12 protein-coding genes are annotated in these 14,638 nt (G+C 68.0%); 6 read left to right on the top strand and 6 right to left on the bottom strand.

Going from position 1 to position 14,638, the window contains the following annotated elements; all coding sequences use genetic code 11:
* Positions 1-11: 11 nt before the first annotated feature.
* From IWX81_RS07270 to IWX81_RS07260, 3 genes are read right to left on the bottom strand one after another with little or no spacing between them, the layout of a single operon-like run.
* A complete protein-coding gene (locus IWX81_RS07270; protein ID WP_199280657.1) occupies positions 12-1,907 on the bottom strand; it encodes a YhgE/Pip family protein in 1,896 nt (631 codons plus the stop codon).
* The gene (locus IWX81_RS07265) at positions 1,904-2,569 is read right to left on the bottom strand and encodes a hypothetical protein (protein WP_199280656.1); all 666 of its coding nucleotides are present in this window, start codon (positions 2,567-2,569) and stop codon (positions 1,904-1,906) included. The genes IWX81_RS07270 and IWX81_RS07265 overlap by 4 nt, the downstream gene beginning before the upstream one ends.
* Entirely contained in the window at positions 2,554-3,180 is a 627-nt protein-coding gene (locus IWX81_RS07260) for a TetR/AcrR family transcriptional regulator (RefSeq protein ID WP_199280655.1), read from the bottom strand. The genes IWX81_RS07265 and IWX81_RS07260 overlap by 16 nt, the downstream gene beginning before the upstream one ends.
* 123 nt (positions 3,181-3,303) lie before the next feature.
* On the opposite strand from IWX81_RS07260, the gene IWX81_RS07255 reads away from it, so the two are divergent.
* Positions 3,304-4,593 carry an adenylosuccinate synthase gene (locus tag IWX81_RS07255; protein ID WP_199280654.1) on the top strand — a complete coding sequence of 430 codons (1,290 nt, stop codon included), beginning with the start codon at positions 3,304-3,306 and terminating at the stop codon, positions 4,591-4,593.
* Positions 4,594-4,865: 272 nt separating this feature from the next.
* Positions 4,866-5,570, top strand: coding sequence for a hypothetical protein (locus tag IWX81_RS14965; RefSeq protein ID WP_334593478.1), 705 nt, complete (start codon positions 4,866-4,868; stop codon positions 5,568-5,570).
* Between the two features lie 19 nt (positions 5,571-5,589).
* Here IWX81_RS14965 and IWX81_RS07240 read toward each other — a convergent pair whose 3' ends face one another.
* Positions 5,590-8,100 carry a helix-turn-helix transcriptional regulator gene (locus IWX81_RS07240; RefSeq protein WP_199280651.1) on the bottom strand — a complete coding sequence of 837 codons (2,511 nt, stop codon included), beginning with the start codon at positions 8,098-8,100 and terminating at the stop codon, positions 5,590-5,592.
* Between the two features lie 223 nt (positions 8,101-8,323).
* Here IWX81_RS07240 and IWX81_RS07235 point away from each other — a divergent pair, with 223 nt between their 5' ends.
* Genes IWX81_RS07235 through IWX81_RS07225 form a run of 3 tightly spaced genes read left to right on the top strand, consistent with a single transcriptional unit; the run spans position 8,324 to position 10,301 of the window.
* Positions 8,324-8,950 (top strand): GNAT family N-acetyltransferase, encoded by a 627-nt coding sequence (locus tag IWX81_RS07235; RefSeq protein WP_199280650.1) that lies wholly within the window; start codon positions 8,324-8,326, stop codon positions 8,948-8,950.
* Positions 8,951-8,998: 48 nt separating this feature from the next.
* On the top strand, positions 8,999-9,319 hold the full coding sequence (locus IWX81_RS07230) for a chorismate mutase (protein WP_199280986.1): 321 nt from the start codon (positions 8,999-9,001) through the stop codon (positions 9,317-9,319).
* Between the two features lie 46 nt (positions 9,320-9,365).
* Positions 9,366-10,301: an SDR family NAD(P)-dependent oxidoreductase gene (locus IWX81_RS07225; RefSeq protein ID WP_199280649.1), complete on the top strand. Its 936-nt coding sequence runs from the start codon at positions 9,366-9,368 to the stop codon at positions 10,299-10,301.
* Positions 10,302-10,514: 213 nt separating this feature from the next.
* Here the strand turns inward: IWX81_RS07225 and IWX81_RS07220 are convergent, their stop codons facing one another.
* Complete coding sequence (locus IWX81_RS07220; RefSeq protein ID WP_199280648.1) at positions 10,515-11,402, bottom strand: hypothetical protein; 888 nt, start codon at positions 11,400-11,402, stop codon at positions 10,515-10,517.
* A gap of 251 nt (positions 11,403-11,653) precedes the next feature.
* On the opposite strand from IWX81_RS07220, the gene IWX81_RS07215 reads away from it, so the two are divergent.
* Entirely contained in the window at positions 11,654-12,232 is a 579-nt protein-coding gene (locus tag IWX81_RS07215) for a hypothetical protein (protein ID WP_199280647.1), read from the top strand.
* Positions 12,233-12,236: 4 nt separating this feature from the next.
* Here the strand turns inward: IWX81_RS07215 and purL are convergent, their stop codons facing one another.
* Entirely contained in the window at positions 12,237-14,531 is a 2,295-nt protein-coding gene (purL, locus tag IWX81_RS07210) for a phosphoribosylformylglycinamidine synthase subunit PurL (protein WP_199280646.1), read from the bottom strand.
* Between the last annotated feature and the right edge of the window lie 107 nt (positions 14,532-14,638).

Below are 14,638 nucleotides of genomic sequence, written 5' to 3'. Positions count from 1 at the left end.
CGGGGTGACGGTCAGCCCGCGAGCGGTGACGGTCGCAGTTCCCGCAGGGTCCGTACCCTGCCCTGTTTCAGGGCTCCGAGCACGCTGATCGCGAGGGCGACGAGCATCCACGCCACCAGCGGAACGATCGCCCCGGCCAGGTTCGACGTATCGCCATAGGTGAGCTGGCGCACACCCTCCACGGCGTGACTCATGGGTAACGCCTGATGCAACAGCGCGAGTGGTGTCGGCAGCGTCTGCCAGGGGAAGGTTCCGCCCGCGACGACCAATTGCACGATCATGAGCAACAGCGCGATGAACTGCCCGACACTGCCGAGCCAGACGTTGAGCGCGTGCACGATCGCCGCAAACGTCACGGAGATGAGGATCATGAACGCGAGCAGCCCGGCGGGATTCTCCGGCTTCAGCCCGAGCACGAGGGTCACCACCGCGAACAGGGCCACCATCTGCACCACGCCGAGCGTCGCGGGAGTCAACCACCCCGCGATCGCCGTGCGAACGGGCCGACGCACCGCGGTGAGCGCCCGTCGCGACAGCGGGCGCACGAGCAGGAAGAGTGCGTACATCCCGATCCAGGCCGCGAGGCTGATGAAGAACGGCGCGAGCCCGGCGCCGTAGTTCTGCGCCTCGGTGATGGCGTCCTGGTCGACCGTCAGGGGAGAGGCGATGGCGGTGGCCGTGGCATCCCTCGACGAGACGGTGGTCGCGGGAACCTTCGAGACGCCGTCGGCGAGAGAATCGCGCAACGTCGCAGAGCCGTCGGCCAGCTGTGCCATGCCATCGCTGAGCTGCGTGGCCCCGGTGGCCGCGGTTGCTGCTCCATCGGAGAGGGTGGATGCGCCCTCCGCGGCGCTGCCGATGGCTCCCGCGAGGGCCGGTGCCTGCGCGCTCAACGCGGCCGCGCCGTCCGAGACCTGCGTGGCGCCCGAGGCGAGCGTGCTCAGGCTGGGAGCAAGAGCTGCCGCGATCGCGCTGGAGCCCCCTGTCGCACGACCGAGAGCGTCGAGTTCTGCGAGGATCGGCTGCTGCTCGGCGGGGGAGACGCCGGCGTTGTCAAGTGCCGTCACAACGTCAGCGCGAACCGCTGGAGTAAGAGCAGCCGCCTGCGACGCGACACCGGCGAGCTGCTCTCCCGCGGTCGAGGCTGAACCGAGACCCGTGGCGACGGAGGATGCTCCGCTGGACAGGGCGGCGGCGCCGGACGGCAGCGCTCCAGCGCTCGCGTCGAGGGTGGCGAGGCCCTCGCTGAACGATTCTGCCCCGGCGGCGAGCGACTGCGCACCCGAGGCGAGGGTCGTCGCACCCTGCGCGGCTGTCGTCGTGGCATCCGCCAGCGTCGTCGCGCCGGTGTTTGCATCCACCAGTCCGGTGCGCAGCGAATCGACGGCATCGAGAAGAGTCCTGGATGCCTCAGCGCCCACCTTCTCGACCAGCGCGACCTGCACGGCCGCCGCCGCCTGCTTGGCGAGGGTAGTGCTCAGGTAGCTGTTGGTGTCGTTGGTGGTCAGCTCGAGGGATGCCGTCACGGGAGCGTCACTGCCGGCGGACTGGAGGTCGCTCGAGAAGTGCGCGGGGAACGTGAGGCTGAAGTCGTAGGTGCCATCCGTGACTCCGGAGGCCGCATCATCCGCTGAGACCAGCACCCAGCCGAAGCGCTGGTCGTCGACCAGTTGCTCAGCGGCATCCTGCCCGTAATTCACGCGGGAACCGTCGGAGGTTGCTCCGGCATCGCTTACGACGACCGCCGCCGGGATCTGGTCGAGCCGGTCGTAGGGGTCGGCGTTGCCCCAGAGGTACATCCCGCCGTAGATGACGGGCACGGCCATGAGCGCTATGAGGGCGGTGATGCCGATGCGGCTCGATGTCAGCCTGGCGAACTCTGATCGGACGAGAGTGATGATCTTCATGATGCTTCTTCTGTGTGTGGGTTCACCGGGGGCAGGGACGTCGCGTCGCGCGCGCCCAGGTTCAGCAGCAGGTCGGCCGTCGCCGCGTCGGTGACGACCACCACGCTGATGCCACGGGCCGCGATCTCCTCGAGCGACGGGTACCAGCTCTCGGGCTCGCCACCGTGGCGCTCCGGCGAGGTCAGGATGATGCCCAGGATGCCCGGCCGCAGCAGGGCCAGCTCGCACAGCAGCCGCACCCTGTCGTTGGCGGGCAGCGCCCGGAGGGGAATGCGTGCGAACCTGAGTAACTCGTGCTGCTCGAGGAAGGCGCGAACGACACGGCGTCCGGCGGGGAGGTCGGCGAACGTGAGTTCTTCGGCGACCACCCCGGACAGGCTCGCCCCCGGGCTCGGCTCCGCCACGACGGGGGTGTCGACGAGAGCCGTGCGCCGGCGCAGCGCGTCGAGGTCGGCCCGGTCATCCATCCGGATGCTGCCCGCGTCGACCGCGATGCGACCGCCCAGCATCATCGAGACGAGCATCGGGCGTTCGGCCGTCTCGACGCGAACGACTGTCGGTGTGCCGGGGCCCGCCCAGACCGTGAGGGCTGGCACTTCGGCGCCGAGACCGCTGCCGATAGCCGCATTCTCGAGGGCGATCAGCATCAGCGTGCCGTCCATTCGAGTTCGGGGTGCCCGTCAATGATCGCGGCGGAGTCGGCGGCACCGAGCCCGACGGTGCCGAGCACGAGCAGCATCACGAGCCGGTGGGCTTCCCGGTCGTCCATGCGTTCGCGCGATGCTTCGGCGAGGGCGGAGAGGGCGGCATTCTCGACGAGCCTGGTCAGGCGGTCGGCCGGTATGTCTGAGCGCAGCTCGCCGGTCGCGACCCCGGCCGCGATCGCCGCGGCCACCCTGTCCCGCAGCGGTTGCAGGGCCGCGGCGGTGTGGGCCTTGAGTGGGCCGCGCACGGCGAAGACCGCCATGACTTTGATATCGGCGACTTCGCGCCACAGCCGGGAGGCGATGAGGGCGAGCCTCACTGTCGGGCGTGGATGATCGACCCCCGCCATGGCTCCGGCGATCCGGGTGGCTCCGATGGTCACGAGCTCGCGCAACAGCTCGTCGCGGGTCGCGAAGTGGCCGTATACGGAGCGACGGGAGAGCCCGGCCCTGGCCGCGATGGTCTCGAGCGAGGCTTCGGCGTCGAGGTTGAGCTCGATGCGCGCGGCGGCGAGCAGCGCGTCACGGTTCTCCGTGGCATCCCTGCGGGGAGATCTCGTGGTGGTCATGATGGTCAGGCTACTATCTTGCACAGCAGTGTGCAAGATAGTTTGCAGACTGTCGGGAAACCCTCACCCTCGACGTGGCGGGTAGAATGGGGCGTAATCCCGTTCTCTACGAGAGGCCTCACCGTGCCAGCAATCGTCATCATCGGCGCCCAGTGGGGCGACGAGGGTAAAGGCAAAGCCACCGACCTCCTGGCAGACCGCACCGACTACGTCGTCAAGTTCAATGGCGGCAATAATGCGGGCCACACCGTCGTCGTCGGCAACCAGAAGTACGCACTGCACCTGCTGCCGTCCGGCATCCTGACCGACGGCGTCGTCCCCGTCATCGGCAATGGCGTCGTCGTCGACATCGAAGTGCTGTTCGATGAACTGAACGCCCTCGCGTCTCGCGGCGTCGACGTCTCGAAGCTCAAGGTGAGCGCCAACGCGCACGTCATCACCCAGTACCACCGCACCCTCGACAAGGTGACCGAGCGGTTCCTCGGCAAGCGCCAGATCGGAACCACCGGTCGCGGCATCGGCCCGGCCTACGCCGACAAGATCAACCGGGTCGGCATCCGGATCCAGGACCTGTTCGACGAGAACATCCTGCGCCAGAAGGTGGAGGGCGCCCTGCACGCCAAAAACCACCTGCTCGTCAAGATCTACAATCGCAGAGCCATCGCCGTCGACGAGGTCGTCGAAGACCTGCTGAGCTATGTCGACCGACTGCGCCCGATGGTGGCAGACACCGGACTGCTGCTGAACCAGGCGCTCGACGCCGGCAAGACCGTCGTCTTCGAAGGCGGACAGGCGACGATGCTGGATGTCGACCACGGCACCTACCCGTTCGTCACCTCCTCCAACTCCACCAGTGGAGGCGCAGCGACGGGGTCGGGAGTGGCCCCGAACCGCCTCGAGCGTGTCATCGGAATCGTCAAGGCGTACACGACCCGTGTCGGCGCCGGCCCCTTCCCGACGGAACTCCACGACGAGTCGGGGGAGTGGCTGCGGGCCCGTGGCTTCGAGTTCGGCACCACGACGGGTCGCCCGCGCCGCACAGGCTGGTACGACGCGCCCATCGCCCGCTACTCGGCCCGCATCAACGGTGTCACCGACTTCGTCATCACCAAACTCGACGTTCTCACCGGACTGAAGACGATCCCCGTCTGTGTCGCCTACAGCGTCGACGGCGTCAGGGTCGACGAGGTTCCGGTCTCGCAATCGGATTTCCACCACGCCGTGCCGATCTACGAAGAGTTCCCCGGCTGGGACGACGACATCACCGGCGCCCGCACGTTCGAGGAGCTGCCGAAGAACGCACAGGATTACGTGCTCGCGATCGAGGCGATGAGCGGATCCCGCATCTCTGCCATCGGCGTCGGACCGGACCGCGAGGCGATCATCACCCGGCACGACCTCCTGAACGGTTAACCCCCGACTTAACCCCTCGATGACCCCTGCGTTTCGGCCGCGGGGGTCCATGTCCGCCTTTTGGGGGACAGTACTATGGGATTGCCGACAACCCGACGGCAGCGTTTACCCCCCTCGAACGCTGACGGTCGGCACCCCCGAAGACAACAATCACCCTCCGGTCCACCCCGAGCCGGAGGGTGATTGCCTTCACCGCGATGACGTTCGCGGAGCGCCAGTCACCCGCCGCGCCGCCGACCGTCCAGAACACGTGACCGGAGTCACCCACGCCCATGCGCCAGCCGTCGTACAGCTCCCCCCGGAGCTGGATCGCGCTCGCCGTGCAGAAGCTGACAGCCCGACGAGTCGTCGAGACGCTGCCGACCCTCGAGGTGAGCCCCGTTGCCGCGCCGGTCTCGCGGAAGACCGAGCTGACGCCGTCGTCGCGATTCGCCCCGGCGGAAGACACCCTGCCCCCGGTGTCGCGCTCGAGGGTTCACCCCGGCATGACGATGGTGACGGAGCTGCCCGTCTTCGCGAGTTCCGGATCCCCGCGTCGCTCCTCGAGGCCAGCGGGCAGTCCGGTGATCAGCACCACGCCCGTGTCCCGCGCAGTCGACACGCTTCCCGCGGCGACACCTCCTGCAGAGAGAACGATCGACACGATCATCGAGGATGCGCCCGGCGGCTCGCCCCGCCAGGCGGCCCGATCCAGGGCCAGCCGGCAGTCCGGCCCGGTGAAGGTCACCGTCGGCGACAATCCCGAGACGGATGTGAACTCGGCGGTGGTGTCGCGAGAGCGCATCGCGCGGGAGAGTTACGCCCTCAAATCCCGCGAACTGGAGCGGGCGGCCGACGAACGGCTCGCCTACGAGCAGCAGTTGGTCGAGCGCCGCATCCGGGAACAGCTCGAGGCGCGCCAGCGCGAACTGGACTCGTCCCTCGAGGAGATCCTCGAAGACACGGTAATCCTGCCGAGGTCGATCGAGCGCAACTAGGCCAGCTGCAGCACACGGGTCACGCGCTGCGGGGATCCTCGTCGAGCAGGCCGAGTTCGGCTGCCACGAGCAGAGCCTCGGTCCGGGTCGACACATTGAGCTTTCGGTAGATGCTGCGCAACTGGGCTTTCACGGTGTTGTTGGCGACGAACAGCTTGCGGGCGACCTGTTCGATCGTTGCGCCGGGGTCGAGCGCGCGGAGCACCACGAGTTCACGCTCGCTGAGGGCACCGGCAAGCGTCTGGTAGGGGGCGAGATAGCTGGTTCCGCGCAGCGCGTGCCTGGCGACGAATGCCTCTGCGTCCGGATGCAGGGACGCCAGCGAACTCAGCGTCTCCAGCGGGAGCAGGTGGAACGGCACGATCACACCCGACTTGTTCGACTGGTTGATGGCCCGCAGCAGCGACGCCGTCGCATCCTCCTCGCGATCGAGAGCGTGCTCGGATGCCGCGCGCAACACGGCAAGGTCGAGCTGGCCGTGGCGCTCCGTGCGGCCGCGACCCTGACCTTCGAGGATGAACAGCAGCGCGTGTTTCGGGTTGCCTGACAGCAGTGCGAGCCTCGCGCGGCACACCGAGATCCACGTGTTGCGCACCGTCGCCTGTTCGAGCGCCGATTCGGCCCTCGGGAGCTGGCCGAGGAGCAGGGCGAGATCTGCGGCATCGCTCGTGAGCAGCACCTGGGCGGTCGAGCCCGACACGAGCTGGTCTCCGTGCTCGGCCCAGGCACGATCGAGGTCGGAATCGGTCTCAACGGGGTCACCCCAGTAGAGGCCATAACGGTTCTCGGCGTGCACCGCGAAAGCCCAGAACTCGTCGCCGTCGCGCAGCTCGCCGAGCTGCGCGATCCAGTGGCGGGCACCCGCCGGATCCATTCTGCTAATGTCGACGAGCGCATGGGCCACGAGCGTCGACGTGTCGACCATCGCGTCCAGCGCCAGCAGCAGGGCTGACGCCTGCTCGATCTCGCCCTCGAGGGCCCGGGTCAGGGCGAGCGCCGCCGTCGCCCTCGATGACGACTGGTACGCCGCCGTATCGAGCCCGCGTGCCACATCGGCGCTGCGGTGGAAGCTCTCCCGTGCGCCGGCCAGGTCGAGGCCGAGCAGCCGGCACATGCCTGCCTGGAAGTGCGCCTCCGCGACCATGAGCGGCGGCCGGTCGATCATTTCGTCAGTCTCGAGCAGCTCGTCGAGCTCGTCGGCGGTCTCGAGCGCACCGGAATAATCGCTCTTCAGTCGCAGCAGGAGCGCCCTCGTGAGCAGAGCGACGAGGCGGTCCCAGGGGGCCATGACATCGGGAAGGCGCGACAGCGTCGCCGGCATCCTCCTCGAGATGGCAAGGTAGGGCGGCGCATCCGGCTCGCTGCGCTTCCACTCGCTTTCGACATACAGGCTCAGTCGTGGATGCTCGTCGCGGACGGCGCGAGGCAGCTCGAGGATGATGCGGTGCAGGGCCTGCTGGTCTTCCGCCATCAGGTCCACGAGCGAGCGGTCGATCGTCCCGACGAGCGCGGTCCAGTCTTCGGCCTGCGCGAAGTGGGAGAGCGCGTCGAATGCCCTGCCGGTCGCGAGGTGATGCCGGGCTGCCGCTCCATGAAGCCGGGCTAGCGTGCGAGGGATGCGCGACCGCGCCTCATCCAGCACAGCGCGACGCAGGGTGGGTTCGAGGTGCAGCTGGCCATCGCGCAGCAGCACCCGCGACTGAGTGAGCCGCTGCAGTTCACGGTCACCCACATCCAGCCCGGTGATGTCGGCCAGCATCCGGGTGCTGACGGTGGCGGGAACGGCGATGGATGCCGCAGACTCCAGTTGCTCGTCAGACATTGCGGTCGCCCTCAACTCGAGCACATACGAGATCTCGGCACGAAGGCGGATCGCGTTGGTATCCGGATCGGCGTCGGCTTCGGCATCCGGCTCCATCATGGCCAACGCCGCGGGGAGCACGTCGGCCTGGGCGAGCGCGGACTGCGCAAGCCCGGCCGCTGCGGCGTGGCTCAGGGAAAGACCGACTTCGGCGGCGGCAGCGCGGATGCCCGGAGCGTCGACGACCAGCGCCGACGGCGGCACGGTGACGGCGCCGAACTCCAGCCGAGCCCGTGCCATGAGCGCGCGGCGGCCGGTGCAGACGGCCACGATCGACAAAAGCGGCGAGGTGGCGAGCAGGTCGAGCAGGCCGGAATCCACTGTCGTATTGACCCCGGGGTGAAGGTCGACGGCCAGAAGCAAGGGTCGTGTCAGTGTGGGCGTGAATGCGGCGATGGCGTCGAACGGATCGCCGGACACAGCTGCGCCGAACGCCGTGGCGACCGTTGACCTGAGGCTCTCCCAGGGGCCCGTTCCCTGCGCGAGATCGACCCACAGGATGTCGCGATCGTCACGATCCTCGGCCAGCGCGGCGGCAACGATGTCGCGCACGGGAACGAGCGGCACGCTGTGCAGGATCGTCACCCTGGTCGACTGCTCAGGCGGGGAGAACCCCGTCGCGGCGATAGTTCCGACGCTGGGTATGCCGAGATGGAGCGGGCGTGGCATCCGGTCTCCTCGGTACCTCTGGTGTCGGCGCATATGGTGGGGGAGATTCCATTAACCCGCGCTATCACCCTCACGGGTATCCCCTGTTGTGGTGCATCTATGCTCCACTTGGGGGGACAGACGTACTCTTCCGGTCGGCGGGCAGTGCACAGCCTTAAGGGCACAGCCTTAAGGGCACAGCCTTGATGGGCACAGCCTCAATGGGCGCAGCCATAATGGACACATGCCAGCAATCAGACCTGCTCCCCGAGTTCTCGACGGAAGCGTCGTCAGGCTCATGCCTCTCGAGGATGAGCATCTGCCCGCCCTCTACGGCGCGATCGGCAGGCCTGACGTCTTCGAAGGCGGATATGGCGGGGGCGCGGCGGGGATGCCATCGACCGAGGCTGGATTCATCGAGTTCGCGCACAACTACTACCGCCGCGATATCGCGAACGTCTACGGCGTCTGGCTGCAGGACGGCACCACGTCGGAACCGACCATGGTCGGCACGTCCACCCTTGGCGATTTCGAGCTCGTCAAGGAGAGTGCGCACATCGGATGGACGGCGTACTCGCCGTCGGTCTGGGGCTCCGCCGTGAATCCTGAATCGAAACTGCTCATGCTCGACGAGGCGTTCGATCACGGGTTCGGCAGGATCAAGCTGCAGGCCGATGCGGTGAACGCGAGGTCGCGAGCGGCGATCGCCAAACTCGGTGCGCGGTTCGAAGGGGTCACCAGGCGGGACCAGCTCAGGGCCGACGGCACCTGGCGAGACGCCGCGGTGTATTCGATCATCGTGGATGACTGGCCCGAGGTCAGGGCCGGGCTTGTGGCCCGCGTGGCACAGTTCGCTGCCGGCACCAGCTGACGAGGATTCACGTGACATGCCCCCAGCCGCTAGCGTGTCCCCATGAGCATGAATGACGAACCGGAAGAGGCGTCGGCCGAACTCACGAGCCTCCGACGCAGCATCGACAATATCGACGCGGCGCTGATCCACCTGCTCGCCGAGCGGTTCAAGTTCACCCAGACCGTCGGCAGGCTCAAGGCCAGCACGGGGCTGCCCGCCTCAGACCCCGATCGCGAGAAAGTCCAGATCGCCAGGCTCAGGGCGCTCGCCGAAGACGCCAGGCTCGATCCGGCCTTCGCGGAGAAGTTCCTCAACTTCATCGTGGCGGAGGTTATCCACCACCACGAGCAGATCGCGTCCACCGGAGCCATCGACACGCAGAAATAGCTGTTGCTGTCGTCATTCGTCCAGCCGCGCCGCGTACGCTCGGAGTATGAGCTGGATCCCTTCACACCTACCCCGGCAGGATGGCCGCACCTTCGTCGTCACGGGCGGCAATGCGGGGCTGGGTTACTTCACCGCTGAGCAACTCGCGTCGACCGGAGCCCACGTGGTGCTCGCGTCGCGCAACCCCGCGCGGGCCGGGTTGGCGGCCTCGTCGATCCGCGGGAACGTGGCCGGGGCATCCATCGACACGCTCACGGTCGATCTCGCATCACTCGACTCGGTGCGCGAGGCCGGAGCCAGGCTCGCCGACTATGGTCGCCTCGACGGGCTCATCCTGAACGCCGGGACTACCACGGGCTCTGGCGAACGCCAGGAATCCGTCGACGGTCTCGAGCTGACGATGGCCACCAACTTCATCGGACACTTCGCCCTCACCGCGCTCGCCTGGCCGGCCCTCACCCGCACCGAAGGCAGCAGGGTCGTCGGCCTCGGCAGCATCAGCACCCTGCTCGTGCTGCCGAACCCCGGCGACATGCTGAGCAGGCGCGGCTACAACTCCTTCCGCGCATACTCGCTCTCGAAGCACGCGATGCAGGGGTTCATCCTCGAGCTCGACCGACGGGTGCGGGTCTCCACCACGTTCGGGAAGGTTCCGGATGTCACGGCTGTGCTCGCGCATCCCGGCTATGCCATCGACGGACTCACGCCGCTGCGACCCGGCATCGCGGATCGCACACCGCTGATGCGCGCGGGGGCCGCGGCCATCGCCTTCGGAACCCAGGGCAAGAATCGCGGAGCCGCTCCCACGGTTCGAGCCGCGCTGGATCCATCGTTCACCGGCGGCGAATTCGTGGGGCCGCACTACCTGACGCGCGGGCGACCCGTGCTGAAGCATCCCACCGCGACGAGTGGATCGCGCGAGTTCGGCGGCCACATCTGGGCTCTCGCCGAGGAGTGGACCGGCGTCGACTTCGACGTTTAGCTCTGGTTTTCAGCCCCGTCCCGTTCCTCTGCTCCCGTCCCCGTGCCCCCGCAATCCCCGCCGCCGCCGTCACTTTCGTCCTCCTGCTCCCGTCTTGCCCCCGCAATCCCCGCCGAGGTGACGCAAACGGCGGTCATGGCGACGGGATAGCGACCGTTGGGGTCATCTCGGCGAAGTATTCGCGGTCAGGGGCCGGCGGTCAGGGGCCGGCGGTCAGGGGTCAGGGCGGAGCGCTCGGCGCAGCTTCGAGAAGAGGGTGATCGGCCGGTTCAGCAGGTCGTTATCGACGCGGATGACCCGCCAGCGTTCCTCCATGATGTCGTCGAGGCGATAGATGTCGCGGAAGTACTGGCGCTTCTCCCGGTGAACCCCGCCGTCGTATTCGAGCACGACCTTCTGCTCGCGAAACACGAGGTCGCCGTGCGCGATGAGAGCGCCATACTCATTGTGGATGCGGCCGTTGACCTCGGGTTCGGGAAATCCCGCACGCACGATCAGCAGCCTCAGCGCGGTCTCGCGCGGCGAATCCGTGCGCGGCCGCAACTCCGGCAGCGCCAGCCGGAGCATCCTGAGCCCTCGCACGCCGCGCAACAGGCCGACATGTGACTCGAGCTGGCCGAGTGTTGCGACCGGGCTGTGGCGCTGGATCAGGCCGTCGCCCATCACGATGAGGTCGTCGAGGCCGAGCATGCCCGCACACTGCACCCACGTGTCGATCGGCGGTGCGAGCCGGAGTCCGTCCACGGTCACCGGGGTGACGGCGCACTGGTGTCCGGTGATACCACGCGACCGCGGTGCCCGGTGCGGCTCGCACGCGGCGACGTGGAGTGTGTGTTCCGCGAACCCATCCGGCATTCTCAGTCGGTGGATGCCCGCCGCCGTGGTGTGCGAGAACAGTTCGTGCCGCGGCATCCGTGCGGCGTACGCGCGAGCGAGTTCCACGATCGACGCCGGCGCGCGTGGGGCGTTCACTCCACGGAACGGGTGGCGGAGGTCAGAGCTGCGCAGCCGGGACGCGGTCACCCCGCTCTCGAGAGCCTGCGCCGTCGTGAACGGCCCGCCCGCCAGGCGGTGGGGGAGCGGTGACGGCGGTTTGGGCATCCGGAGAGTATGCGCGCTGTCGGGTGTGCGCGTGCCGAGCTCTCCCCACCCTCCGGTTTGCGCAGTCGAGGTGACGCCAGCGGCGGTTATGGGGCCCGGAAGACAACCGCTGGCGTCAACTCGATGGCGGGGCGCGGGAGGGGGCGGCAGAGGGAGGGCGGGAGGAGGCGGCGGGGGAGGCAGCGGGCGGCGGGAGGTGGCGGGAGGTGGCGGCGGTGGGGTAATGGGGACAGACCCGGCAGACTGGAGGGATGGATCAGCCTGACGTGAATGCCGGAGCCGAAGCCGAAGCCGGAGCCGAGCCCGAAGCCGAAGCCGGGGCCGGAGAAGCAGCCGCGGCGGCCGCCGAGCTCGCGGCGCTGCTGCAGCGCACCGTCGCCGACCTCGAGGCCCGCGGAACCCACGACGAAGCACTCGGCACCGTCAAGGCGGGCCGTGGCCTCGGGCCGATCTCTACGTCCACGAAGATGGTGAACGCCGGTCGGGCCTGGCGGCTCGGGGTGCTGCTCATCGACCGGGATGCCCGGCTCTACGAGACCGGATCCGTCACCCGCGCGATAGCGCCGCTCCGCGCGGTCACCAACAGATCGGCCGAGGCCGAGGCCCGGCGCGACGACCGCCGGGCCGCCGCTCGGGGGAAGTTCCCCGAGGGTGAGGTGGTGAACTTCGACTACAGCCCGATCGACGTCGGTGCTGCCGCGCTCGAGGACGGCCGCGGCATCCTGTCGCTGCAGGATGGAGTCGTCATGGTCCATTGGCACGCGACAGATCCGCCGCGCCGCCTCGACACCTACCTCGCCGACCGGCTGGGCCTCCTGGGAGAGTTTTAGGCCCCTACTGGCCGATCACCGCTCCGAAGCGCTCGGCCATCGTCGCGCGGTGCACGCCTCGCAGTTCGCCGACGGAGATCGTGAACTCGTCCTGCACCTCGAGCTCGCCGCTGTTCTCGGTGACGCCGATGCGCAGGAACGGGTAATTCCGGCCCTCGCACAGGCCCTGGAAGCGCACGTCATCTTCGCGCGGCACACTCACGAGCATGCGGCCCGTCGATTCGCTGAAGAGGGCGGCCGTGGCATCCACGCCGTCGCGGGCCATGATCTCGGTGATCCACACGCGGGCGCCCACGCCGAAGCGCATGACGGCTTCGGCGAGAGCCTGGCTGAGCCCGCCATCGGCGAGGTCGTGGGCGGATGCCACGAGGCTCTGTTCACCGCCGGCACCGATGAGCGCCGCAAGCTTCAACTCGCCGCCGAGGTCGACGCTGGGCGGCATGCCGCCGAGGTGATCGTGCACAGTGCCGGCCCAGGCTGAGCCATCGAGCTCGTCACGGGTGATGCCGAGCAGGTAGATGTTGTTGCCCTCGTCCTGCCATCCCGAGGGGATGCGGCGGCCGACGTCGTCGATGGTTCCGAGCACGGCGATGACCGGTGTCGGGTGGATGGGCTGGTCGCCGGTCTGGTTGTAGAACGACACGTTGCCGCCGGTGACCGGGATCTCGAGTTCGAGGCATCCATCGGAAAGGGCTTCGACGGTCCTCGAGAACTGCCACATCACCTCCGGATTCTCGGGGGAGCCGAAGTTGAGGCAGTCGCTGACCGCGACCGGGGTCGCACCGGTCGCCGCTACATTGCGGAACGCCTCGGCGAGGGCGAGCTGCGCTCCGCGGTAGGGGTCGAGCTGGCAGTAGCGGCCGTTCGCGTCGGTGGCGACGGCGAATCCGAGACCGGATTCCTCGTCGATGCGCACCATACCGCCGTCGTCCGGGAAGCTCAGCGCGGTGTTGCCGAGCACGTACTTGTCGTACTGGTTGGTGATCCAGCTCTTGTCGCTGAGGTTAGCGGAGCCGAGCAGCGCGAGCATGTCTGCGCGCAGGTCGGTCGATCGCGGCAGCGAGGCGGTGGTGTCGGCCTGCAGCGCGTCGATCCAGCTCGGGTAGGCGACCGGGCGGTCGTATACAGGTCCGTCGACGGCCACCGTGCGCGGCTCGACGTTGACGATCTCTTCGCCGCGCCAGTTGATGATGAGCCGACCGGTATCGGTCACCTCGCCGAGCACGCTCGTCTCGACATCCCACTTCGCCACGACGGCGAGGAACCCCTCGAGCTTCTCGGGAGTCACGATCGCCATCATGCGCTCCTGGCTCTCCGACATCAGGATCTCTTCGGCGGTCAGCGTGGGGTCGCGCAGCAGAACCTGCTCGAGGTCGATAAACATGCCGCCGTCACCGTTGCTGGCGAGCTCGCTCGTCGCACACGAGATGCCGGCGGCGCCCAGATCCTGGATGCCCTCCACGAGCCCGAGCTGGAACAGCTCGAGGCAGCACTCGATGAGCACCTTCTCGGCAAAGGGGTCGCCGACCTGCACGGCCGGTCGCTTGGTCGGGCCGCCCGCCGAGAACGAATCCGAGGCGAGAATGGATGCCCCGCCGATGCCATCCCCGCCGGTGCGGGCACCGAACAGCACGACCTTGTTGCCGACGCCGCGGGCATTCGCGAGGTGCAGGTCTTCGTGCCGCAGCACACCCACGGCGAGGGCGTTGACGAGTGGGTTGGCCTGGTAGACGGAGTCGAAGTACGTCTCTCCGCCGATGTTCGGCAGGCCGAGGCAGTTCGCGTAGAACGAGATGCCCGAGACGACGCCGTGGACGATGCGCGCGGTATCGGGGTCATCGATGTGACCGAAGCGCAGGGCATCCATCACCGCGACGGGCCGTGCGCCCATGGAGATGATGTCGCGGACGATGCCGCCGACGCCGGTTGCAGCGCCCTGGAAGGGCTCGATGAAGCTCGGGTGGTTGTGGCTCTCGATCTTGAAGGTGACGGCCCAGCCCTCGCCGACATCCACGACCCCGGCGTTCTCGCCCATACCGACCATGAGGTTCTTCTTCATCTTCGGGCTGACCTTCTGGCCGAACTGTCGAAGGTAGTTCTTGCTGCTCTTGTACGAGCAGTGCTCGCTCCACATCACGGAATACATCGCGAGCTCGCCGCTCGTGGGGCGCCGACCGAGGATCTCGCGGATCTTCAGGTACTCGTCTTCCTTGAGCCCGAGCGCCGCGAAGGGCTGCACTTTCTCGGGGGTGGCAGCGGCGTTCGACACGGTGTCGGGAACAGAAGGCGAGAGGGTCACAAAGCTCCAGGGAAGGGATGGCCGAATGCCACGATTCTACGGGAGCACGCCGGCGTGCGCCGCGGCGCGATAACGGCAACAGATGTAGACGCCGTACACATAGCGTG

The sequence above is a fragment of the Salinibacterium sp. CAN_S4 genome (genome assembly GCF_015752305.1).
Lineage (GTDB): Bacteria > Actinomycetota > Actinomycetes > Actinomycetales > Microbacteriaceae > Rhodoglobus.
Note: the sequence above shows the minus strand (reverse complement) of the source record. Positions and strands in the feature narration are given on the sequence as shown.

Coding starts and splice junctions, on each gene's coding strand:
- IWX81_RS07270 (WP_199280657.1), bottom strand. CDS start 1,907: ATGAAGATCATCACTCTCGTCCGATCAGAGTTCGCCAGGCTGACATCG.
- IWX81_RS07265 (WP_199280656.1), bottom strand. CDS start 2,569: ATGGACGGCACGCTGATGCTGATCGCCCTCGAGAATGCGGCTATCGGC.
- IWX81_RS07260 (WP_199280655.1), bottom strand. CDS start 3,180: ATGACCACCACGAGATCTCCCCGCAGGGATGCCACGGAGAACCGTGAC.
- IWX81_RS14965 (WP_334593478.1), top strand. CDS start 4,866: ATGCGCCAGCCGTCGTACAGCTCCCCCCGGAGCTGGATCGCGCTCGCC.
- IWX81_RS07240 (WP_199280651.1), bottom strand. CDS start 8,100: ATGCCACGCCCGCTCCATCTCGGCATACCCAGCGTCGGAACTATCGCC.
- IWX81_RS07235 (WP_199280650.1), top strand. CDS start 8,324: ATGCCAGCAATCAGACCTGCTCCCCGAGTTCTCGACGGAAGCGTCGTC.
- IWX81_RS07230 (WP_199280986.1), top strand. CDS start 8,999: ATGAATGACGAACCGGAAGAGGCGTCGGCCGAACTCACGAGCCTCCGA.
- IWX81_RS07225 (WP_199280649.1), top strand. CDS start 9,366: ATGAGCTGGATCCCTTCACACCTACCCCGGCAGGATGGCCGCACCTTC.
- IWX81_RS07220 (WP_199280648.1), bottom strand. CDS start 11,402: ATGCCCAAACCGCCGTCACCGCTCCCCCACCGCCTGGCGGGCGGGCCG.
- IWX81_RS07215 (WP_199280647.1), top strand. CDS start 11,654: ATGGATCAGCCTGACGTGAATGCCGGAGCCGAAGCCGAAGCCGGAGCC.